General features: G+C 60.7%; 20 protein-coding genes. 6 read left to right on the top strand and 14 right to left on the bottom strand.

Going from position 1 to position 22921, the window contains the following annotated elements; genetic code table 11:
• Positions 1 to 408: 408 nt before the first annotated feature.
• From urtD to urtA, 4 genes are all read right to left on the bottom strand, one after another.
• Positions 409 to 1287 (bottom strand): urea ABC transporter ATP-binding protein UrtD, encoded by an 879-nt coding sequence (gene urtD / locus GZ092_RS01240; RefSeq protein ID WP_293633773.1) that lies wholly within the window; start codon positions 1285 to 1287, stop codon positions 409 to 411.
• Positions 1284 to 2558, bottom strand: a complete 1275-nt coding sequence (urtC, locus tag GZ092_RS01235) for an urea ABC transporter permease subunit UrtC (protein ID WP_293633771.1) — start codon at positions 2556 to 2558, stop codon at positions 1284 to 1286. Before urtC ends, urtD begins: the two co-directional genes overlap by 4 nt.
• A gap of 3 nt (positions 2559 to 2561) precedes the next feature.
• Positions 2562 to 4136: an urea ABC transporter permease subunit UrtB gene (gene urtB, locus GZ092_RS01230; protein ID WP_293633769.1), complete on the bottom strand. Its 1575-nt coding sequence runs from the start codon at positions 4134 to 4136 to the stop codon at positions 2562 to 2564.
• A 180-nt stretch (positions 4137 to 4316) separates the two neighbouring features.
• Positions 4317 to 5600, bottom strand: a complete 1284-nt coding sequence (gene urtA / locus GZ092_RS01225) for an urea ABC transporter substrate-binding protein (RefSeq protein WP_293633767.1) — start codon at positions 5598 to 5600, stop codon at positions 4317 to 4319.
• A 580-nt stretch (positions 5601 to 6180) separates the two neighbouring features.
• Here urtA and GZ092_RS01220 point away from each other — a divergent pair.
• Both GZ092_RS01220 and GZ092_RS01215 read left to right on the top strand, forming a co-directional pair.
• Positions 6181 to 6537 carry a type II toxin-antitoxin system RelE/ParE family toxin gene (locus GZ092_RS01220; RefSeq protein ID WP_293633765.1) on the top strand — a complete coding sequence of 119 codons (357 nt, stop codon included), beginning with the start codon at positions 6181 to 6183 and terminating at the stop codon, positions 6535 to 6537.
• 2 nt (positions 6538 to 6539) lie between these two features.
• Entirely contained in the window at positions 6540 to 6872 is a 333-nt protein-coding gene (locus GZ092_RS01215; protein ID WP_293633884.1) for an XRE family transcriptional regulator, read from the top strand.
• 95 nt (positions 6873 to 6967) lie between these two features.
• Here the strand turns inward: GZ092_RS01215 and GZ092_RS01210 are convergent, their stop codons facing one another.
• The 3 genes from GZ092_RS01210 to GZ092_RS01200 form a co-directional block, all read right to left on the bottom strand.
• On the bottom strand, positions 6968 to 7285 hold the full coding sequence (locus tag GZ092_RS01210; RefSeq protein ID WP_293633763.1) for a nucleotidyltransferase domain-containing protein: 318 nt from the start codon (positions 7283 to 7285) through the stop codon (positions 6968 to 6970).
• An 8-nt stretch (positions 7286 to 7293) separates the two neighbouring features.
• Positions 7294 to 7722 (bottom strand): HI0074 family nucleotidyltransferase substrate-binding subunit, encoded by a 429-nt coding sequence (locus GZ092_RS01205; protein WP_293633761.1) that lies wholly within the window; start codon positions 7720 to 7722, stop codon positions 7294 to 7296.
• A gap of 397 nt (positions 7723 to 8119) precedes the next feature.
• Positions 8120 to 8656, bottom strand: coding sequence for a hypothetical protein (locus GZ092_RS01200; protein ID WP_293633759.1), 537 nt, complete (start codon positions 8654 to 8656; stop codon positions 8120 to 8122).
• Positions 8657 to 8994: 338 nt separating this feature from the next.
• Between GZ092_RS01200 and GZ092_RS01195 the strand changes: the two genes are divergently transcribed.
• Positions 8995 to 10083, top strand: a complete 1089-nt coding sequence (locus GZ092_RS01195; RefSeq protein ID WP_293633757.1) for an NAD(P)-dependent alcohol dehydrogenase — start codon at positions 8995 to 8997, stop codon at positions 10081 to 10083.
• 63 nt (positions 10084 to 10146) lie between these two features.
• On the opposite strand, the gene GZ092_RS01190 is transcribed toward GZ092_RS01195, so the two are convergent.
• Entirely contained in the window at positions 10147 to 11223 is a 1077-nt protein-coding gene (locus GZ092_RS01190) for an AI-2E family transporter (protein WP_293633755.1), read from the bottom strand.
• 283 nt (positions 11224 to 11506) lie between these two features.
• Positions 11507 to 11902 (bottom strand): hypothetical protein, encoded by a 396-nt coding sequence (locus GZ092_RS01185; RefSeq protein WP_293633753.1) that lies wholly within the window; start codon positions 11900 to 11902, stop codon positions 11507 to 11509.
• Positions 11903 to 12301: 399 nt separating this feature from the next.
• Between GZ092_RS01185 and GZ092_RS01180 the strand changes: the two genes are divergently transcribed.
• Entirely contained in the window at positions 12302 to 12604 is a 303-nt protein-coding gene (locus GZ092_RS01180) for a hypothetical protein (RefSeq protein ID WP_293633751.1), read from the top strand.
• Between the two features lie 63 nt (positions 12605 to 12667).
• Positions 12668 to 15055 (top strand): ATP-dependent DNA helicase, encoded by a 2388-nt coding sequence (locus GZ092_RS01175; protein ID WP_293633749.1) that lies wholly within the window; start codon positions 12668 to 12670, stop codon positions 15053 to 15055.
• A 435-nt stretch (positions 15056 to 15490) separates the two neighbouring features.
• On the opposite strand, the gene GZ092_RS01170 is transcribed toward GZ092_RS01175, so the two are convergent.
• Positions 15491 to 15721: a hypothetical protein gene (locus GZ092_RS01170; RefSeq protein ID WP_293633747.1), complete on the bottom strand. Its 231-nt coding sequence runs from the start codon at positions 15719 to 15721 to the stop codon at positions 15491 to 15493.
• A gap of 298 nt (positions 15722 to 16019) precedes the next feature.
• Here GZ092_RS01170 and GZ092_RS01165 point away from each other — a divergent pair, with 298 nt between their 5' ends.
• Positions 16020 to 17366 (top strand): dicarboxylate/amino acid:cation symporter, encoded by a 1347-nt coding sequence (locus GZ092_RS01165; protein ID WP_293633745.1) that lies wholly within the window; start codon positions 16020 to 16022, stop codon positions 17364 to 17366.
• Positions 17367 to 17467: 101 nt separating this feature from the next.
• Here GZ092_RS01165 and infA read toward each other — a convergent pair whose 3' ends face one another.
• From infA to GZ092_RS01145, 4 genes are all read right to left on the bottom strand, one after another.
• Positions 17468 to 17725 carry a translation initiation factor IF-1 gene (infA, locus tag GZ092_RS01160; RefSeq protein WP_026780839.1) on the bottom strand — a complete coding sequence of 86 codons (258 nt, stop codon included), beginning with the start codon at positions 17723 to 17725 and terminating at the stop codon, positions 17468 to 17470.
• Between the two features lie 63 nt (positions 17726 to 17788).
• Positions 17789 to 18028 carry a hypothetical protein gene (locus GZ092_RS01155; RefSeq protein WP_293633740.1) on the bottom strand — a complete coding sequence of 80 codons (240 nt, stop codon included), beginning with the start codon at positions 18026 to 18028 and terminating at the stop codon, positions 17789 to 17791.
• Positions 18029 to 18375: 347 nt separating this feature from the next.
• The gene (locus tag GZ092_RS01150; RefSeq protein WP_293633882.1) at positions 18376 to 19407 is read right to left on the bottom strand and encodes a response regulator transcription factor; all 1032 of its coding nucleotides are present in this window, start codon (positions 19405 to 19407) and stop codon (positions 18376 to 18378) included.
• Positions 19400 to 22906, bottom strand: coding sequence for an ATP-binding protein (locus GZ092_RS01145; RefSeq protein WP_293633738.1), 3507 nt, complete (start codon positions 22904 to 22906; stop codon positions 19400 to 19402). Before GZ092_RS01145 ends, GZ092_RS01150 begins: the two co-directional genes overlap by 8 nt.
• Positions 22907 to 22921: the final 15 nt, after the last annotated feature.

The raw sequence follows: 22921 nt of genomic DNA, 5'->3' as shown, positions 1-22921 counted from the left end.
ACAGGCCCAGTCAGAACGGGACTGGCGGGTTCGGGGAGGCCCCCATCCCGGCCTTCCCCCAACGGGGGAAGGAGTAAAACGGGAGCGGATGCGCCGGGGCGATGACCTGTTTTCACATGAAAATCGCCTTTTGCGCATACCACGCCTTCGCAAGCAGCTATTGAATCAGTAGCATTCATGGTTCGCACCTGGGCGCCGTGGCTGTTGGCTGTTCGGCTGTTTCCCCCGCCTGTCCCGTCTGTCAGCGCAGGTTGCCCGAAGCGAAGCGCAGGGACCCGGACAGTCGGGTCGCCTTTTCTTTGCTTACTTTCTTTTGGCGAAGCAAAAGAAAGTGAGTCGCCGCCGGGCGATTCCCGGCCTCGAAACATCGAAACGCCTCCAAAGCTAAGAATCGCAAAAAAACCCAGATCACCGCCCAAGATAAACCTCAATCACCCGCTCATCCGCCTGCACCTGATCCAGCGTCCCCTGCGCCAACACAGAGCCATCGCACAGCACGGTCACGATCTCCGAAATCGTGCGGATAAAGCTCATGTCGTGCTCGACCACCATCAGCGAATGCTTGCCCTTGAGCGTCAGGAACAACTCCGCCGTGCGGGAAGTCTCCTCATCCGTCATGCCGGCAACAGGCTCGTCGAGCAGCAGCAACTTCGGATCCTGCATCAAGAGCATGCCAATTTCCAGCCACTGCTTTTGCCCATGGCTCAGGTTGCCCGCCAGCCGGTTCACACTGCCCGCCAGGTGAATCGTCACCAGCATCTCGGCCAGCCGGTCTGACTGCGCCGAATCAAGCCGGAAGAACATCGACGCCTTCACGCCCTTGTGGGTCTTCAAGGCGAGTTCCAGGTTTTCAAACACCGTGAGCTGCTCGAACACCGTCGGCTTCTGAAACTTTCGGCCAATGCCCAGTTGCGCAATCTCGGCTTCCTTGTGGCGCAGCAGGTCAATCGTGCTGCCGAAAAACACCGTGCCTTCATCGGGCCGGGTCTTGCCGGTGATGATGTCCATCATCGTCGTCTTGCCCGCACCATTCGGGCCGATGATGCAGCGCAACTCGCCCGGCGCGATATCCAGCGAGAGCTTGTTGATGGCCTTGAAGCCGTCAAAGCTGACGCTGACATCCTCCAGGTACAGGATGCGGCCATGCGTCACATCGACCTCGCCCGGCGTGGCGATACGGCCGGTGCTGGCGTTGCGCCCGCCGGACTCGGTATTGTTCAGGCCACTAACCAGCGCCGCGTGCGTTTCTACGCGGCGCGCGCCCTCTTCGAGCAGATCGGGGGTCATTGCTCTCCTCCCTTGCGCAGTTTCTTGACCAGCCCGACCACGCCATTGGGCAAAAACAGCGTCACGCCGATGAACAACGCCCCCAGAAAATAAAGCCAGAACTCAGGGTAAGCCACCGTCAGCCAGCTCTTGGCACCGTTGACGATGAACGCGCCGACAATCGGCCCGATCAGGCTGGCGCGCCCGCCGACCGCCGCCCAGATGGCGATTTCAATCGAGCTGGCCGGGCTCATTTCACCCGGGTTGATGATGCCGACCTGCGGCACATACAGCGCGCCGGCCACGCCGCACATCACGGCGGAGATCACCCAGATCGTCAGCTTGTAGCCCAGCGGGCTGTAGCCCGAGAACATGACGCGCGTCTCCGCGTCGCGAATGGCCTGCAGCACGCGGCCAAACTTGCTGCCGACCAGCCATTTGGCGAACAGGAAGAAGCCCAGCAGTGTCAGCCCCGTCATGACGAAAAGCATCATGCGCATGGAAGGCGTGGCAATCGGAATGTCCAGAATCCGCTTGAAATCGGTAAAACCGTTGTTGCCGCCAAAGCCGGTCTCGTTGCGGAAAAACAGCAGCATCGCGGCAAAGGTCATGGCCTGCGTGATGATCGAAAAATACACGCCCTTGATGCGCGAGCGAAAGGCGAAGTAGCCGAACACAAAGGCCACCACCGCCGGCACCGCCACGATCAGGAACAAGGTAGCGGCAAAGCTGTCGCTGAAAGTCCAGTGCCAGGGCAGCGTCTTCCAGTCGAGGAAGACCATGAAATCGGGCAGACTGCTCTTGTAGTTGCCCTCAAGACCGATCTGGCGCATCAGGTACATGCCCATCACGTAGCCGCCGAGCGCAAAGAACACGCCATGCCCGAGCGACAAGATGCCGGTGTAGCCCCAGATCAGGTCCATGGCCAGCGCCGCAATGGCGTAGCACATGATCTTGCCGAGCAGCGCCACGGCGTAGGTGCTCAGGTGCAGCGCATGGCCTTCGGGCACCCACAGGTTGAGCACCGGCGCCACGGCGCAGACGGCGATCAGCGCAATGACGAAGGCGCTCCAGCCGCTGCGGGTCAGCAGCGGGCCTTTGCCGGGCAGCACAACCTGCACCCGCAGGGCTCCCTCGCCGTTGACCAGCGGCGCTTTTGCTCCCTCGCCCCTCTGGGGAGAGGGTTGGGGTGAGGGGCCGGTGCCCGCGCCGACCTTGACCGGGGCGCTTGCCGGCGCCATGCCGGCTTCCGCCTGCAGCGATTCGTTGATGGTGGGAAAAGGTGTGCTCATGGTTTATGCCTCCGCCGAACGGCCCTTCATCGCGAAGATGCCCTGGGGCCGCTTCTGGATGAAGATGATGATGAACACCAGCACGGCGATCTTGGCCAGCACAGCGCCGGTCCAGCCTTCGAGAAATTTGTTCAAGATGCCCAGGCCCATGGCTGCATACACCGTGCCGGCCAGCTGACCGACGCCGCCCAGCACCACGACCATGAAGGCATCGACGATGTAGCCCTGCCCCAGGTCGGGACCGACGTTGCCAACCTGGCTCAGCGCGCAGCCGGCCAGCCCGGCAATGCCGGAGCCCAGCGCAAACGCATAGGTGTCGATGCGCGCCGTGTTCACGCCCATGCACGACGCAATCGGGCGGTTTTGCGTCACGCCTCGCACAAACAATCCAAGGCGCGTCTTGCCGATCAGCCAGGCCATGCCCAGCAGCACGGCAATGGCAAAGCCGATGATGACCAGCCGGTTGTAGGGCAGCGACAGGTTGCCCAGCACCTGCACGCCGCCGCTCATCCAGACCGGGTTTTCCACGCCGACGTTTTGCGCGCCAAAGATCGAGCGCACCAGTTGCTGCAGCATCAGGCTGATGCCCCAGGTCGCCAGCAATGTTTCCAGCGGCCGGCCATAGAGGAAGCGGATCACGCTGCGCTCCAGCACCGCGCCCATCAGCGCCGACGCCAAAAAAGCCACCGGCACGGCAGCCAGCAGATACCAGTCGAACGCGCCGGGCAGGTATTTCTGGAACAGGCCCTGCACCACGTAGGTGGCGTAGGCGCCAATCATCATCAGTTCGCCGTGCGCCATGTTGATCACGCCCATCAGCCCGTAGGTGATCGCCAGGCCGAGGGCCACCAGCAGCAGGATGCTGCCCAGGCTGATGCCGCTGAAAATCGCCCCCAGCTTGTCGCCCCAAGCTAGCGAGGCCTCCACCTTGGCCAGTGCCGCCTTGAGCGCCACTTTCACATCGGGGTCGGCCTCGCTGCCCAGACGTTCGATGAGGACGGTCTTGGTGGCGGGGTTTTTGCTGGCCGACAACTGGCTGGCCGCGTCCAGGCGTTTGGCCTTGTCGGTGCTGCTGAGCAAAATGGCTGCGCGCATCATCTCCAACTGGCTTTTCAGCGCAGGCACGGTCTCCAGCGCCCAGGCTTTCTCGATCAGTGGCAGCCTCGCTTCGTCGCTTTCGCCGGCCAGCGTCTTGAGGGCTTCGCGGCGCGCGTTCTCGTCTTTGGACAGCAGCTTGACCGCCGCCAGCGCGTTGTCCAGCTCGCTGCGCATCAGGTTGGGGTTGATCACGTCTTCGGCATCAAGCGGCAGCGGCTGCTCGGCGCCGGTCAGCGGGTCGAAGGCTTTTTCGTCCTTCACCACAAACACCTTCTCGCCGCTGGTCTTGACGGCATCGTCGGCCAGCGCCTGGATGAAGGCGGCGGTCTTGTCGTCGGCATTGACGGCGGCCTGGCTCAAGGCGGCCACACGCGCGTCGGTTTCGCCAAAAACCATGCCTTTTACCTCGTTTGCGCTTAAGGCGTGGGCGTTAGCAGCTATTAAAAGCGTAGCGTATAGGAATAGATGTTTGAGTCGCATAAAGAACCTGTAGGATGGGCGGGCACGTCCCGTGGCGGCACGCCCAGACTGCAACTTCCTTGAATCGGCGAGGGCCGGGGAGGCCCGAATCCCTGCCTTTCCCCATTGGGGGAAGGAGTAAAGCTATTCCACCCTCCCCCACTGGGGAGGATCGGTTTGGAGGCCGTTCCCGAATCCGCCTTACTTCTTGGCGACGCTCATGCCCTTGACCGGCTCGTCAGGCTTCTTGTCGTTGCCTTCGATGTACGGGCTCCAGGGCTTGGCCTTGATCGGGCCGGGCGTTTTCCAGACCACGTTGAACTGGCCGTCGGCCTTGATTTCGCCAATGAACACCGACTTGTGCAGGTGGTGGTTCTTCTCGTCCATCTTGCTCAGGATGCCCGATGGCGCCTTGAAGGTCTGGCCGGCCATGGCGGCAATCACCTTGTCGGTGTCGGTGGACTTGGCTTTTTCAACCGCCTGCTTCCACATGTTGATGCCGATGTAGGTCGCTTCCATCGGGTCGTTGGTCAGCGGCTTGTCCTTGTGGCCGGCGATGTTCCTGGCCTTGGCGTAGGCGGACCATTTGCTGATGAACTCGGTGTTGGTCGGGTTCTTGATCGACATGAAGTAGTTCCAGGCCGCCAGGTGACCGACCAGCGGTTTCGTGTCCACGCCGCGCAGTTCCTCTTCGCCCACGCTGAACGCCACGACCGGCACGTCCTTGGCTTTGAGGCCGGCGTTGCCCAGTTCCTTGTAGAACGGCACATTCGAGTCGCCGTTGATGGTCGAGACCACCGCCGTCTTGCCACCCTGCGAGAACTTCTTCACGTCGGCCACGATGGTCTGGTAGTCCGAATGGCCGAACGGCGTATATTTTTCGTCGATGTCCTTGTCGGCCACGCCCTTGGATTTCAGGTAGGCGCGCAGGATCTTGTTGGTGGTGCGCGGGTACACATAGTCGGTGCCCAGCAGCACCCAGCGCTTGGCGCCGCCGCCGGCCTTGCTCATCAGGTAATCGACCGCAGGAATGGCCTGCTGGTTGGGCGCGGCGCCGGTGTAGAACACGTTCTTGCTCAGTTCTTCACCCTCGTACTGCACCGGGTAGAACAGCAGGCCGTTCATTTCCTCCACCACCGGCAGCACCGACTTGCGGCTCACGCTGGTCCAGCAGCCGAAAATCACGGCGACCTTGTCCTGGCCGAGCAACTGCTTGGTCTTTTCAGCAAACAGCGGCCAGTTGGAAGCCGGATCGACGACAACGGGTTCGAGCTTCTTGCCGAGCACGCCGCCCTTGGCATTGATCTCGTCAATCGCCATCAGCACCGTGTCTTTCAGCACGGTCTCGGAAATCGCCATGGTGCCCGACAGGCTGTGCAGGATGCCGACCTTGATGGTGTCTTCCGCCGCATACGCAGGCAGCGCGGACAGGGTGGTCAGGGCGATGGCGGCGGTAAGCGCCTTGAGGGTGAATCGACGTTGCATGAGTGCTTCTCCGGTGGTTGACAAGTTGGCATCTCGCTGGGTGGGGCCTGGGAAACCGGGCCTTTTCGCTGCGATGGATGGACTTTAGGGAGAAGTGGCGGGTTGGGGAATACGGCGATTGGCGTATGTGAACTGAAGATCACAGTCAAGGTCAAGGCAAACCGCTTTGATGCTGAAGCTCACTCGGTCCATGCATCTGAGTAGTTGATTTATGAACACTGACGGTTACCCGTCTGGCACCGGAGTAAGAATGCAACCTGTGTGCATCATGCAATAACGTTTCCCAAGAACCAAAAACAGAGGATAGCGAAAGCCACCGCACCCCATATCGTCATTTTCACAAGCTCACTGGCTTGGCAACATGCCAAAAATTATCAGGCAGCTGCCTTTCTTGCAGCGAACGGCGCATCGGTTACGAGATCCCCGCACCCAGGCATGCCTTGGTGGAACAGAGCATCGAAGGCGTACAACAATAAAACAGGAAGAGAACATTTCATAGCGTTCATCAATAGTGAGCTATCCATAGCGCAACCCAGCTAAAAACGTTTTCAATCGCCTAATTTTGTATAAAATTTGATACATGCAGCCTAACCCTGAGAAAGAAAAAGAAATCCGCTGGGTGGGGTCTTCATATAACGACTTGCTAGATTTTCCTTACGAGCCTCGCAAAAAGGCCGGCTTTCAGCTGGGCAAGGTGCAAGCAGGCATGGACCCTGAAGATTGGAAGCCGTTTGATGAGGTGGGCACAGGCACCAAAGAAATTCGCATCAAGGACAGTCAGGGCATTTACCGGGTCATGTATGTCGCCAAGTTCGAGGAAGCGGTTTACGTGCTGCATTGCTTCCAGAAGAAAACACAGGCGACGAACAAGCATGACAAAGACATCGCCGAAGCGCGTTACCGCGCCGTTGTTAGAGATAGAAAGGCCAGCAAATGACAATTGAAATTGACACCCAAATCCGCCACGTCACGAAATCCGGCGCCAATCTATTCCGGGAACTGGGGTTTGCACCAGACGAAGCTGCGCGCTTTCAAGCACAATCCCAACAACAGATCCATGCGACCCAGGCACTGAAAGAGCAGTTGATGCGGGAGCTGTTGAAATGGATCAGCGACAACCATTTGAAGCAGGCCGATGCGGCAGAAATCCTGATGGTATCGCGGCCCCGCGTGTCGGATGTGGTGAACATGAAGTTCAGCAAGTTCACGATTGATACCCTGGTCACCATGCTGAGCCGTGTCGGCAAGCCGGTGCGGCTGACGATGGGTTGACGGCTACCCATTTCCGCTCTCGATTCAATAGCTGCTCACGCATATCCACCCTGCGCTGGCGGCCTGTAAAGCTTGAAAATCATCGCAGCCCAGCTTCACGCAGCTGCTTGCACCACCACCCGGTCCCGCTCGATGATGCGGCGAAAAGCCTCGCTGGTTGCCGCCCAGTCCACCACATCCACACGAATTGACAGGTCGGAGGTTTCAAAAGCGTCGGTGATGCTGGCCAGTTGCGCCAGCGTCAGCGGCTGGCGGGTCCTCAGTGCCAGATCAAGGTCCGAGTACGGCTTGGCCGCGCGCCGGGCATGCGAACCAAACGCCCACACTTCCAGGCCAGGCATCTGCTCGCGCAGGATGCGCAGCACGTCGGCCCAGTCGCGCGGGTCGATGTCGATGGGCGCCTCAAGTGCCATGACGCGCTTCAAGCCTGGTCGCTGGGGCGGGTCAGTTCTTGCAGCAGCGCCCAGGCCTCCACCAGGAAATCCGGCGCCAGTGCAAACACGGACTCGGCCTTGGCGGCGTCGTAGGTGTGGCTGCTGTCGGTGCGCGCCTGCCGGTAGGTTTTCCATCGGCGCCAGTCTGACCGCAGCAAGCCGCGCTCGTTGCCCAGCCGGATCAGGTTTTGAAAGCTGGCGGTGTCCAGGTCCGCCGGGCTGGCCTCGGTGGACTCCAGATAGCGCTTGAGCATTTTCCAGCTCAGTTCATAGGTGCATTCAAGGCACTTGATGACCGAGTTGCGGAGTTGTTCACGCAAACCGGCATCGGCCAGTGCTGCGGGCGAATGGGCATAGGCCAGACTTTTTTCGAGCTGCCCGATGGCGCTGCGCAAGGCGGTGAAGTCAAGGCTCATGGCGGGACTTTCTGCAGAGGCTGCATTGAATTGTGCCGCAGGCGATGGCCGCTTCAATGCCACGCATCAAGCGACGGCCAAGCGCTACAAAATAGATAGCTTTCTGCGCAGTCAGCGCATGCGCTCCTGGTCAACACCCTTCCGGACCTGCGCAGCGATGAAGCCACGCAGGGTGAGGTGATGCGCGCGGCTGGCAAGCACGGCGTGGAGGACCTGGTCGCCATCCTGAAGTTCGACTCTATAGCGTCACCGCAAGGACAGGACAGGCCACGGCGGCTGATCTGGCCAACTTTTCCGGTGCGGGCGTGGACCTGATGATGGGCAAGACACGCCAAATCTGACCTGGGCCAGCGCGGCAGCTGGTGCGTCAACCGACCCGTCACAGGGCAGCGCAGGCTCAATGGCGCACGCCCGGCAGGGCCATCAGCAGCCACCATGAGCAACTGACATTTTCCAGATCGCAGGCGACCGGATCAGGCGGCGCGGGGTGTTTTGTGAATGACGAACCTTTTTGCGAGCCAAACAGACGGGCAAGTTCCTGCTGCAGACCATGGCCGACCCCGGCATCGAAACCGGAACGCACGCCATCGTCGAGCAGGTGTTTTTTGGCTGACCAGGAAAATCTCACCACTTCCAGGCCGTAGAGCGATTCCAGGCGGTCACAACGTTCAAAACACGCAGCCGGCGTACTGTTGTAGCCATGCAGGTAAAGCAGTAGCGGTCGCGCTTCCTGAAACAACTGTAACAATTCATTCATGGAGTCGGTATCGTCCACGTCGCAGTCCATTTGCACCACTTTCCAGTCATCTTGCTGCGTCTGTGGCGCGTGCTTGCGGGTAGCCCGCGCAGGCGGCTCTGTACCGGCTGTAAGTTGTTGTTCGACGGCTGGCGTGGCGACTCGGCCTTTAACTTCATGACCGCTGAAAATAAGCATCTTCTTCCCCCTTGTTAATTTCTCCAACAGTGCTTTTACGCACCGTCAAGCCATCGTGACCAAAGAACCTGCCGGTGGCTATCCCCAAACAAGGGGAGTCACCAGGAGCAATGCCGAGGCAAATTCGACCCGCGCTTTGAACACTTGCCGAGGCACTGCTACAAGATAAATAGCTTCTTATGCTTGCCTAGCATGGGCAAGGCACGAAAATCGTGCCTGAAAGGGACGCATGACAATCAAGTCTGGTCCTACGCGGGTTTGGGCGGCGAGGTCATGCGTCAGAAGCGCCAACGGGCTAGGATCAAGGGCTTGCCAACTCTCAAGACCTGGATTTCGCCATGACACAAGTACACGGCTACGCCGCCACCTCCGCCACCACCCCGCTCGCGCCCTTCACATTCGACCGACGTTCACCCGGCCAGTTCGATGTGGCGCTCGACATTTTGTATTGCGGCGTTTGCCACTCCGACCTGCACACGGCGCGCAATGAATGGCAAAACACGGTGTACCCCTCGGTGCCCGGCCATGAAATCGTCGGACGCGTCACGGCGGTTGGCGATCTGGTGAGCAAATTCAAGGTCGGCGACATCGTCGGCGTGGGCTGCATGGTGGACAGTTGCCAGCATTGCGCGCCCTGCGCAGACGGCCTGGAGCAGTACTGCGACAACGGCTTCACCGGCACCTACAACGGCCCCGAGCAAGGCACCGGCGCCAATACCTACGGCGGCTATTCCAGCCATATCGTGGTGCGCGAATCGTTCGTGCTGCGCATTTCGCATGACGAAGCTGATCTGGCCGCCGTCGCGCCACTGCTGTGCGCGGGCATCACCACCTATTCGCCGCTGCGCCAGTGGAAAGTCGGCCCGGGCCACAAGGTCGGCATTGTCGGACTGGGCGGACTCGGCCACATGGGCGTGAAGATTGCCGCTGCCATGGGCGCCCATGTGGTGCTGTTCACCACGTCGTCCAACAAGCGCGAAGATGCGCTGCGACTGGGCGCCAGGGAAGTCGTGGTGTCGAAAAACGCCGATGAAATGGCCGCGCATGCCGGCAGTTTCGACTTCATCCTGAACACCGTGGCCGCGCCGCATGACCTGGACGCCTTCCTGGTGCTGCTCAAGCTCGACGGCACCATGACGCTGGTGGGCGCGCCCGCCACCCCGCACCCGTCGCCCGGCGTGTTCAACCTGATCATGAAGCGCCGCCGCCTGGCCGGCTCGCTGATCGGCGGCATCCGGGAAACCCAGGAAATGCTGGATTTCTGCGCGCAGCATGGGCTGGTGTCAGACATCGAGTCGATCCGCATGGACGAGATCGAGATGGCTTACGAACGCATGCTGAAAAGCGATGTGAAGTACCGCTTCGTGGTGGACATGGCCACGCTGCCCACCGGCCAGCAAGCGACCCCGGTTCAGCCTGCTATCTGATCAATAGCTGCTGGTGCGCGTGGGTATTGCGCAAACGGCCTTTTTCATCTAAAACCCGGTGATTCAGGCCCGCGGCGGTTCGGCAGGCTCGTCTTCCCGGGCCTTCATGAAAATGTCCCATGCCGCCATGAACATGGCCCCGATCACCGGCCCGATGACAAAACCGTTGAGTCCGAACAGCGACATGCCGCCAATCGTCGAGACCAGCACCACATAGTCGGGCATCTTGGTGTCCTTGCCGACCAGCACCGGGCGCAGGATGTTGTCGACCAGCCCGATCACCAGCACGCCGAAGGCGATCAACAGCACGCCCTGCCAGATGGCCCCTGTGGCCAGAAAGTAAATCGCCACCGGAATCCAGACGATGGCGGCGCCGACGGCCGGCAGCAGCGACAGGAAAGCCATCAGCGTGCCCCACAAAATCGGCGCGTGGATGCCAAGAAACCAGAACATGAGCCCGCCCAATGCGCCCTGCACCACGGCCACGACGATGTTGCCCTTGACGGTGGCGCGGATGACGGTGGTGAACTTGCTGAACAGCTGGCGCTTGATCTCGGCTTCCAGCGGAATGGCCTCCTTGATGCGCCGCGACAGCGCGCCGCCGTCACGCAGGAAGAAGAACAGCAGGTACAGCATGATGAAAAAGCTGACGAAAAAATCGAAGGCGTTCTGACCGATGCTCAGTGCCTGAGTGGCAATGAACTGGCTTCCCTGCGTCAGGCTGCTGGTCACGCGCTCCTGGATCAGCCCCAGGTTGTCCAGCCCCGAACGGTCGAGGATTTGGCTCACCCATGACGGAAGTGCGTTGTAGATTTGCTGGAAATAGCGGCTGAAACTGAGTTCGCCGGACTGCACGCGCTGGTACATGTTGGCGGCTTCCTGCGTCAGCAAGGCGCTGATCAGCCCCACCGGCAAAATGACCAGCACCAAAATGATGGACAGCGTCAGCAAGGCGGCGAGCGTGCGCTTTTGCGGCATCTTTCTGAGCAGGCGAATGAACAGCGCATTGAACAAAATGGCCAGCACCGAACCCCAGAACACTGCGCCGTAATAGGGCCAGAGAACCCATAAAAAAGCCAGTGAAACCAGGGCCAGCAGCAGCAGGAAAAACCTGTCTTCCAGGCGGGAAGACTGGGCCATTTTTGTGAGTTTCATAGGCTTGCGCAAAGGATTGAAAGAACTTGAGCGCACATGGTAACGGCATCAACAGCCCAAACCGCGAGCGGTTGCACCCGGTCCGCTGATCCAAACCCGATTTGCCCTGATTATGTTGTTCGCGGGTCCATCTGTAACCCACCAAGCAGCTCAGCCATGGATTGAAAACATGACCCCCACGGCACAACGTCACACGTCACCGTATCGGGTGCCGCGCATGACCCCATGCCGCTGCCCGGTCGAAAGGGCCGACTCGATACACCCCTGATCAGCGCGCCCCGCCTGCAGTCTTGGCGTCCTTTTTCTCTTCAACCTCCACATCGCGGTCCAGGTCTACGCTGTCATCGGCCAATTCCTCTACTTCGCTCAGGTCATTGAAGTCGTCGCCCGCATCCCCGTCAACGTCGGTGTCCGCATCGGCGCCAGGTGCCGTTTCGATGTGGTCTGGCATGACATCTGCATCCGGCTGCTCGAGACCAATGCCTGCTGAAGCGCGCTCACCGGTGCCCGCGGAGTCGCTGTCGCTGGACAGCTCATCTTCACCGTAGGCGCCTACCGCATCGCTGCCGCTGTCGGAGTTGTCGCTGGGCCCCAGGGCATGAACGTCTTTTCCGCTGATTTCCTCTGGGGCTTTGGAGCCGCCCAGAATGCTGCTGGTTGCCATGGTGTTTCCTTGTGCTTTTAAAATCAATCCATACGGATGCCCTGATTGTCGAAAGTCGGGCCAGCGGGCGCTGTGGGACAGTCCATGCCCCTGCTGTCAGCCGCAAGCGCATGCGTGGCCATGGTCTGAAACCTGCCAGGTGCCCTGAAACAGCAAGGTAGAGTGCGCTGGTGTGCCTGCCACGTAAAGCTGCGAAACACGCTGCAAGGGTGCTGGAGTCGCCGGGCAAACTGGCGTCCAATGGCACGAATGTTTGATTTTTTAGCGTTAGCGAATCCCTCCATGAATTTTTTTTCGGCGCGTTTCCTCCAGCCTGTTCACCGGAAGCCGGCTCTTTCTTCTGATCTCGACTTTCCCTTCAGCAGGCCGTCCTTACAGTCCTGGGCCAGGAAGCTAGCTGTGAGCGCAGCCGCTATGCTGCTGGCCTTGAGCGTCCAGGCCCAAGACGCCGATTCCTCTGCTGCGGCCGCTTCCGGCGCGGCCGCTGCGCAAGTTCCGGCGCCGGCGCCACGCTACGCGGCCAGCGAGCTGGAACGGGCCTTCGGTTTCATGGACGGCAACCGCGATGGCAAGGTCAGCCGGCAGGAAGCCTCGGGCTTTCGCGGCGTGGCGAAAAACTTCGACCGGGCCGACACCAACCAGGACGGTTTCCTGTCGCGCGAGGAATTCGACACGGCCATGAACTACGTCAAGCCCAAGTGACGGCTTTTCACGCCCTGGCCCGCAGCGCAACGAGTCAGCCGAAGCTGCCAGTGAGCGCCTGAATTGGGTTACGTCGTCGCCGTCAGGGCGCTGTGCGAATTCACCGCCAAGCAGGGCGACCTGGACCTGCGCTTCACACCCTCCCCGTCCGCCCAGGAAGGCATTGCCGGCCATGCGCTGGTGGCCTCGCGCCGCCATGCAGGCTACCAGGCCGAACTGAGTCTGGCGGGCGACTACAAGTCTCTGCACGTGCGCGGCCGCGCCGATGGCTACGATCCCCAGAACAACCTGCTGGAAGAGTTCAAGACCTTCCGGGGGAACCTGGCCGATATGCCGGAAAACCACCGCCAGTTGCACTGGGCACAGGTGAAGGTTTACGGCTGGCTGCTGTGCCAGTCGCTCGAACTGGCCGAGGTGCAGTTGGCGCTGGTTTACCTGGACATCGGCAGCCATCAGGAAACGGTTTTAGCCGAACGCTTCACCGCCGAGGCGCTGAAAGCTTATTTTGAAGCGCAGTGCGAAAAATTCCTGCACTGGGCGAATCAGGAAATGGCGCACCGCGCGGCGCGCGATGCAGCGCTGACGGCGCTGGCTTTTCCGCATGCAGAATTTCGCCTCGGCCAGCGCGAACTGGCCGAAGCGGTGTACCGCTCTGCCGCCAGCGGCCGCTGCCTGATGGCGCAGGCGCCCACCGGCATTGGCAAGACCATTGGCACGGTGTTTCCGCTGCTCAAGGCCGCGCCCCGGCAGCACATCGACAAGGTGTTTTTTCTGGCAGCCAAGACGCCAGGACGCCGCCTGGCGCTCGATGCGCTGGCGTTGATCAGCAACAGCGCGCCGCCCATGCCCCTGCGCGTGATCGAACTGGTGGCGCGCGACAAGGCCTGCGAGCACCCGGACAAGGCTTGCCATGGCGAGTCGTGCCCGCTGGCCCGGGGGTTTTACGACCGCCTGCCGGCTGCGCGCAGTGCCGCGCTGGCCGAACCCGGGGCTGGCGGCCTGCTCGACAAGGAGGCGCTGCGCACGGTGGCGCTGGCGCATGGCGTGTGCCCCTATTACCTGAGCCAGGACCTGGTGCGCTGGTGTGATGTGGTGGTTGGCGACTACAACTATTACTTTGACGTGAGCGCATTGCTGCATGGCCTGACGGTCGCCAATGGCTGGCGCGTCAGCGTGCTGGTCGATGAGGCGCACAACCTGGTGGACCGGGCGCGAAAGATGTATTCCGCAGAGCTTGACCAGGCGGAACTGTCCGGCGTGCGGCAGTCAGCCGGGCCGGCGCTGAAAAAGCCGCTCGACCGCCTGCACCGCGTGTGGCGCGACCTGGCCAAGGATCCGCAACATCCGGCGGACCCGGCTTACCAGGTTCGCGCCAGCCTGCCGGACAAGTTCCTGCTGGCCTTGCAACAGGCCATCAGCGCCATCACCGACGACCTGGAAGCGCATCCAACGCAGGTGGATGCCGCGCTCCTGCGCTTTTACTTTGATGCGCTGCATTTCTCGCGCATGGCCGAAAGCTTTGGCACGCATTCGCTGTTCGACATCACGCTGGCTGCCGCGCAGGGACGGCATGCCTTTTCAGGCAGCCGCCCGGCGGCCAGGTTCAGCCGGCTGTGCATCCGCAACGTCGTGCCCGCGCCTTTCCTGGCGCCACGCTTTGCCGCTGCCCGGTCGGCCGCGCTGTTTTCCGCCACGCTGAGTCCGCAGAGCTACCATGCCGACACGCTGGGCCTGCCGGCCAACACGGCATGGGTTGATGTCACGTCGCCGTTCGTGGCCGAGCAACTGGCAGTGCAGGTGGTCAGCAACATGTCAACCCGCTACCAGCACCGCGAATTTTCACTGGCCCCCATCGCGCAGCTGATGGCGCGGCAGTACCAGCAACAGCCCGGCAATTACCTGGTGTTCGTGAGCAGCTACGACTACCTGGAAAAGCTGGCCGGGCGCTTCCAGCAGCTGTATCCGCAAGTGCCGATGTGGCTACAGACCCGGCGCATGGACGAAGCAGCGCGTGACGAGTTCCTGGCGCGCTTTGTGCCAGAGGGAAAAGGCATTGGTTTTGCCGTGCTCGGCGGCGCGTTTGCCGAGGGGATCGACCTGCCCGGCCAGCGGCTGATTGGCGCCTTCATCGCCACGCTGGGCCTGCCACAGGTCAACCCGGTCAACGAGCAGATCAAGCTGCGGATGGCTGACAATTTTGGTGTCCGGCAGGCGTATGACTACACCTATCTTTATCCAGGCATTCAAAAAGTCGTGCAGGCTGCAGGCCGGGTGATACGCACCACACAAGACCAGGGCGTGATCTACCTGATGGACGACCGGTTTGCCCGGCCGGAAGTCAAACGCCTGCTGCCCGCTTGGTGGCAGGTGCGTCAAATGCGCATCCGCCCGGAAAACGTCAGCGGCGCAGCCATGCCGGGGGAAGTGTCCGCCGATGGCCCACAGCCATGAAAAAACCCGCCGAAGCGGGTTTTTTCATGGCTGTGCAAAGTGGCGCCTGGCTTTTCAGAACACCCCGAAAAGCATCAGCAGCAGGATGACGGTGATGGGGACGCCGAGTAACCAGGCAATGATGGGCATGTTGATCTCCTTTGAAATGGGTCTGTACCGTTGACAGCCTTAAGTTAAAAGAAATCGCTTGCCGTTCCTGCCAGCGTGCAACACAGACGCCCGTAAGAAATCTCCGAAGACCGTGTAGTTCTGCAAAACCGCTGTGTGCTTGGGCATGCCATGCCTTCGGCCTGAAATAAATAGGAAAAAGGCTTTTTCCGCAATACTGTCGAGCGTTTTACGCTACAAAAAACAGAGCATCATTCAGGCATGGAAATGCTGCGCCAGGCACGCTTTCAGACGCAAATCGCAGACATTCTTCCAACTTGTGGGGCGTCATTCATTCGGGTTGTTGCCCTTGATGCCGTGCTGTTCCTTGAAAGCGAGTTGAACCATTTCAAGCTCGTCAACCAGGGCATCGATTCTTTGAAAATCCTTTTCGGGCTCGGTCAGCAGGCGTTCCAGTTCTTCACGCAAATGGGCGTATTCAGTCGGGAGGTCGGTATTGACTGCCTCAACATTGGCAAGGTAGCCGCTGCGAAGCGAAGGGGTCGTATTCAATGGCATGGAGGAACTCCTGGTGTAGGGACCACAGGCATGGTGGCGACTGATGACTCACATTGATGAGCCTGTCATCTAAGCATTTGCACTTGGGGATGACTGTAGGACGGCAACGGTTTTTTCGTTTTTCAGTTCCTGTCGAGATATCCACAAGAATTGGCCGGTCATAGAATCGAAAAAATACGCCGGACCATTATTTCAACACTGAAAATCGCCATTTGTGGTTTTCACGGATATTCAATCAGGATTGCCTGGCTATATTGAAACTTCCCATCAACACCGCATCAGCCGATGCCCTACTTTCATGACCACCTCCTCAACACTCCCGTCCAAACCGCCGCTTTATCGTTCGCTGTACTTCCAGGTGATCTGCGCCGTCATTGCAGGCGTCGCACTGGGATTTTTCTATCCCTCGGTGGGTGAAAGCATGAAGCCGCTCGGCGATGGTTTCATCAAGCTGATCAAGATGATGATCGCGCCGATCATTTTCTGCACCGTGGTGGTCGGCATCGCCGGCATGGAAGACATGAAGAAGGTCGGCAAGACCGGCGGACTGGCACTGCTTTACTTTGAAGTGGTGAGCACATTCGCGCTGATCATCGGACTGGTGCTGGTCAACTTGCTGCAGCCTGGCACCGGTATGAATGTTGACCCGGCCACGCTGGACACCAAGGCCGTTTCGGCCTATACGGGTCCCGGCAAGTTGGTGGGCACCACCGACTTCATCATGCACGTCATCCCCACCGCGTTTTTTGACGCCTTTGCCAAGGGTGAGATTTTGCAGGTGCTGCTGCTGGCCATTTTGTTCGGCTTTGCGCTGCACCGTTTTGGCGGACGCGGCACGTTGGTGTTCGACCTGATCGAGAAAGGCTCGCACGTCCTGTTCACCATCGTCGGCTTCATCATGAAAGTCGCACCCATCGGTGCTTTTGGCGCCATGGCCTTCACGATCGGCAAGTACGGCGTCGGCTCGCTGTTTTCGCTGGGCAAGCTGATGGGCGCGTTCTACCTGACATGCCTGATCTTCATCTTTGGCGTGCTCGGCACCATTGCGCGCCTGCACGGCTTCAGCATCTGGAAATTCATCAAGTACATCAAGGAAGAGTTGCTGATCGTGCTCGGCACGTCCTCGTCGGAATCGGTATTGCCGCGCATGATGGAAAAGATGGAAAACCTGGGTGCCAAAAAGACGACCGTGGGCCTGGTCATTCCTACCGGCTACTCGTTCAATCTGGATGGCACGTCGATCTACCTGACGATGGCGGCGGTCTTCATTGCGCAGGCAACCAACACGCCGATGACGCTGATGCAGGAAATTACCTTGCTGGGCGTATTGCTGCTGACCTCAAAAGGCGCGGCGGGCGTGACGGGAAGCGGCTTTATCGTTCTGGCAGCAACGCTGTCGGCAGTTGGCACCGTGCCGGTGGCCGGCCTGGCGCTGATCCTGGGCATCGACCGCTTCATGTCGGAAGCGCGTGCGCTGACCAACCTGATTGGCAACGGCGTGGCCACGCTGGTCGTGGCGAAATGGACCAACGAACTGGACGTCGAACGGCTTCAGGCCGGTTTGAACAACGAGACGTGGGAAGAAGCCCAGGAACCGGAAATGGTGCTGGACAAAAAGACGGAGCATATGGCCGTTGGGCCTTGATGTTGCCAACGAATGCGCCAGCCAGGCGTATTTTAGCGTTAATCGCCCGCAAACTGCGGCAGCGTCAAGGCTGCCGGGGACTGCGGGAATGACCTTGCGCTTTAGCGGTTCTGGCGCGGCGCAGGGCCAGGCCCACGGCCGGCAATGTGGCGGAAAGTGATGCGGCCCTTGCTCAGGTCATAAGGCGACAATTCCAGCGATACCTGGTCGCCGGCCAGGATGCGGATATGGTTCTTGCGCATCTTGCCCGAGGTATAGGCCACCAGCTTGTGGCCGTTGTCCAGCGTCACGCGAAAGCGCGAGTCGGGCAGGACCTCGTCAACCAGTCCATGCATTTCGATAAGTTCTTCTTTTGCCATCTAAAACTCCTGATATTTCAAAAAATTATTTTGTAACGCCAGCCCACACGGGCTGGCAGTGTTTCATGCGCAAACAGGTGACGAGCTGTCGTGAATCCAGCCCAGTGCGTGTTCGGTAGCGTAATGTACGGCAGCAGCGGCGCTGTCAAAAATTCCGGTGAAACGCAGCACCCTGTCATGGGTACCGCTGCCGCGACCGGAGCGGATGGAAACTGAAGCCGCGAAGCGGCCTTCGCCCTGCTGTTTGGCAACTGGCGAGACAAGGTATTTACCTACCTCTATTTGGGTATCGTTCATGTTCATAAAAATCTTCACCGGATATTTTTTCCGGCTTCTTTGGGAAAGGGTAACCAGCTTGCGAGCAAGCCAACGTGTATTCGGTATCTAGCCGCCAGTCGATTGAAAAGCCGGGCGGGGTTGAGCCATAAGTGGGCACTGTTGGTGGAAGTGCTCGCCAGGAAATGAAACAGTGCTGTGGGCATCAAAGCTGAAAAACCTTGAAAGCAGTGCCAGATCGCTGGGAATTCGGGCTCTGGGAAGCGCCGCATTTGAGAAAGAAGCCGGGTGTAGTAAAGACTTCGATGAAAAACGCTGATGCGTTACCGAACCCACCATTATAACCGGGCAGCCAATCAGCGGCTGTTGTTCATTCAGCATTCAAATTGCGGATGCAGCTGACGGATGCGGTTCATGGCCCGGCCGGCAGCGGCGGTGCGGGTTTCCACGCCAAGCTTGGCGTACACGCGTTCAAGGTGTTTTTTCACTGTTGCCGGGCTGGACCCCAGAATCTCGCCGATGTCTCGGTTGACCTTTCCCTTGACCACCCAGTACAGCACCTCGGCTTCTCTGGCGGTCAGCTTGAAGCTCAGGCCGAGGGCTTGCAACACCGCATCGTCCGAAATTTCACGCATCACGATCAGCCAGTCGCCGCCGTTGTCACTGTCATCGGTTTGCTGGTGCAGCCGGAACGTCAGGCGGCGCGGCCCCTGCTCTACCGTCAGGCGCGGCGGCTCGATCTGGCGCTCGGCATCAGGCAGGTGGCGACGCAGCCAGTCGAGGACCGCCTCGGGCGTTTGCGGCGCGGTGGTGCCGTAGTAGCGCATAAGCAGATCACGCGCGAGCGGCGTCTGCCAGATCAGTTTGCCGTCGCCCTGGCCGTTGGCATTCATCCGTACCGTCATGCTGGCGTAGCCGAACGCATCCAGGGCGTTGCGCGCCTGCCCGGCCTGCCGCACTTCCTGCCGGGCCCGGCGTGCGCCCTGCAAATGCACACCCATACGCGCCATCACTTCCTTGGGCTTGATCGGCTTGGTGACATAGTCGACGCCGCCGGCCTGCAGGGCGGCCACCAGGTGCTCGGTTTCGGTCAGGCCGGTCATGAAGATGATCGGGATATGGGCCGTTTCAGGCATCGCCTTGAGCTGCCGTGCAACTTCAAACCCGTCCATGCCCGGCATCATCGCGTCGAGCAGCACGATGTCGGGCAGGGCCTGCCGGGCGCGTTGCAAGGCCGCTTCGCCGCTGGTCGCCACCAACACGGTGTAGCCCGATTCATCCAGTGCGTCGTGCAGCACCGACAGGTTGTCGGGCACATCGTCCACGATCAGCACCACGTCGCTGTTGGCGCGGTCCAGCGTGTCGTCCAGGCGACGGTCGGTGATCGCAGAGGGTTCATCAGGCATCTTGTTCATGGCCGGGTTCTTTCTGGGTGAGCTGGCTGGCCATGGCTTCAAAGCGGAATTGGCGCGCCAGCAGGCGCATTTCCTCGACAAAGGCAGCGGTGGCGGGTTGCTGCTTTTCAATCTCTGCCAGCTTGTTCAGGATGCCACGGTAAAACCCCAGGTTGACGACTTCCAGCAAGCCCGCGAGCTGGGCGGCATCGGGCCAGACAGGCGGCGCAGTTGTCACCGCCACCGGTTCAGCGTTCACGGGCGGTGCTTCATACTGCCAGCGCAATCCCAGCTTTCGCTCCAGCCAGTCAATCAGTTCCGTGTGGCGCACCGGCTTGAGAATGAAGTCTTCAGGCCGTATGCCCACGTCATTGTCAATGCCCTTGTCGAAGGCATTGGCCGAGACAATCGCCAGCTGAATGTCCTTGTTGTGCCCGGCTTTGCGCACGCGGCGCAGCGTTTCCCAGCCGTCAATGCCGGCCATGGCCAGGTCCATGAAGATCACATCGGGCCGATAGCCTGCCGCCAGCAGATCCAGGCAGTCGTGGCCGCTGGCGGCGGTGCGCATCTCGAAGCCCATCGGTTCGAGCAGGTGAACGAGCAATTCGCGGTCAGGCTCCTCGTTGTCCACTACCAGCAGTTTGCGGCGCTCGCCTTCATAGCCCTGGGGCCGACGCCGGGCATCACTGACTTGGGTCGCCGGAAAACTGCCCGCTGCCCGATGCACTTCCGGCAAAAACAGCCGGATGACAAACACCGAGCCCTTGCCCGGCGTGCTGACCACTGTCATCTCGCCGCCCATCAGGTCGGTCAGCATCTTGGCAATGGTCAGTCCCAGGCCAGCGCCCGAGACACCGCCCACGCTCTGGCCGGCGGTGCTGCCGCGCGCAAAGGGCTCGAAAATATTGTCCAGTTCAGCCGCGCTCATGCCGTGACCGGTGTCCTCGATGTCGATGTAAGCCATTTCACGCGCATGGCGCACCCGGAAAGTGACCTGGCCTTTGGCGGTGAACTTGATGGCGTTGCCCAGCAGGTTGATCAGCACCTGCCGAAACCGCTGCTCATCAGCGCGCACCAGTTCAGGCAGGTTGCCGACGGCTTCAAACACAAAGCGCAGGCCCTTGGCCGCCGCCTGCAACTCGAACATGCCAGCCATCTCATGCACGCAGTCGGCGAACTGCATCGGCCTGACATTGAGCGTCAGCTTGCCCGCCTCGATGCGGGCAATGTCCAGCGTGCCTTCAATCAGCGACAGCAGGTGTTCGCCACCGCGCTTGATGACACTGACGGCCTGCTGGCGGTGCGGTGGAATTCCGGCGTCTTCCCCCATCAGTTGCGCATAGCCCAGGATGCTGTTCAGGGGTGTTCGCAACTCGTGGCTGATGGCGCTGATGTAGCGGCTCTTGGCCTGGTTGGCCTGGTCGGCAATACGGCGCGCCTGCTCGGCGGCCAGCTTGGCCTGCTGCAAGGCTTCGTCGGTTTGCCGGTGCGACTCGATCTCCTGCATCAGGAGATGCGTCTGGCGGTTCGATTCCTCCTGCGCGACCTGCCGGCTCTTGTGCGCCAGCACCAGCCACCAGGCGACCAGGCCAGCCATGACCAGCAGCGCCATGTAGGCTTTCAAAAACCCCGAGCGCAAGGCGGACTCGGACGCCGCCAGTTCCGCCAGGGAACTGACCTCCTGGCGGTAAAGCAGCCCGAACAGACTGGCCAGCAGCGGCACGATGACCCCCATCAGCAGCAAGAAATGGCTCAGCCCGGTTTCCAGATAGGGCCAGATGCGGCGCGGCAGCAGCCAGCGCAGCGCAGCCGACCACTGCGCCGACAAAGAGGCCTGAGGCTTGCACAGGTCGCCGCAACGCGCGTCCAGCGTGCAGCACAGCGAGCAGATCGGCCCCTGGTAGGCCGGGCAATGCGCCATGTCCGGGCCTTCGTAGCTGCGCTCGCAAATCACGCATCGCTGGGTGGCATGGCGCTTGTAGAGCCCAATGACAGGCGGTAGCGGGGACTGGCGGGCGATGTAGTAGCGCCCCTTCGTGGCCCAGGCAATCAGCGGCGCTGCCACAAAGGCGGTTGCCATGGCAATCACCGCCGAGAACGCCCGCGCCATCTCGCCATAAAGCCCCAGGTGCGCCGTGACCGACAGCAGCGACGCCAACGCCATCGCGCCCACGCCGACCGGGTTGATGTCGTAAAGATGGGCGCGTTTGAACTCGATGCCCGGCGGCGACAGGCCCAGCGGCTTGTTGATGACCAGGTCGGCCACCACCGCCATGACCCAGGCAATGGCGATGTTCGAGTACAGCCCGAGCACATCGCCGAGTGCCTGGAACACGTTCATTTCCATCAGCATGAAGGCGATCAGGGTGTTGAACACCAGCCAGACCACGCGCCCCGGATGGCTGTGCGTCAGGCGCGAGAAAAAGTTCGACCAGGCCAGCGAGCCGGCATAGGCATTGGTCACATTGATCTTGAGCTGCGAAATCACCACGAACAGTGCCGTCGCCCCGATGGCCCAGCCGTAATCCGGAAACACATATTCATAGGCGGCCAGGTACATCTGGTTCGGGTCCACGGCGCGGTCCGGTGGCACCATGTTGGAAATGGCCAGGTACGCCAGCAGCGCGCCGCCCAGCATCTTGACCACGCCCAGCAGCACCCAGCCCGGTCCGCCCACCAGCACCGCGCCCCACCAGCGCCAGCGATTGGCTTTTGTCTGCACCGGCATGAAGCGCAGATAGTCGGCCTGCTCGCCCATTTGCGTGATCAGCGCAATCCCCACCGTCAGGCCTGCACCAAAAAGATGCAGATTGAAGGCGCCGCCCGTTCCTTTCTCGCCCGCATAGTCCACCACCCCCGAAAAGGCACCAGGAGCGTGCATGAAAACATACACAAAAGGCACGACCAGCATGACCAGCCACAAGCCCTGCGTCCAGACCTGCAGCCGGCTGATCGTCGAAACGCCGTGCGTGACCAGCGGAATCACCACCAGCGCGCAAATCAGGTAGCCCCATCGGGGCGGAATGCCGAACGCCAGTTCCAGCGCATAGGCCATGACCGCCGCTTCCAGCGCAAAAAAAATGAAGGTGAAGGAAGCGTAGATCAGCGAGGTCAGCGTCGAGCCGATGTAGCCGAAGCCCGCACCACGCGTCAGCAAGTCCATGTCCACGCCATAGCGCGCGGCGTAAATACTGATCGGCAGGCCAGCCAGGAAAATGATCAGCCCCGTCGCCATGATGGCCCAGAAGGCGTTGGTGAAGCCGTATTTCACCAGCAGCGTGGCACCCACGGCCTCCAGGATCAGGAACGAGGCGGCGCCGAACGCGGTGTTGGCCACCCTCCACTCCGACCATTTGCGAAAACGCTGCGGCGTGAAGCGCAGCGCGTAGTCTTCCATGGTTTCGCTGGCGACCCAGCTGTTGTAGTCGCGCCTGACCTTGATGATGCGCTGCACGGCCATTTCGGGTTCGGCGCCTGCGCCCCGGCCCTCATCCGGAGAACCTGTGGGCATGCCGGGTCGTGGCGG

This window comes from Polaromonas sp., assembly GCF_010365105.1.
GTDB lineage: Bacteria > Pseudomonadota > Gammaproteobacteria > Burkholderiales > Burkholderiaceae_C > Polaromonas.
This window is presented reverse-complemented; position numbering and strand designations above follow the sequence as displayed.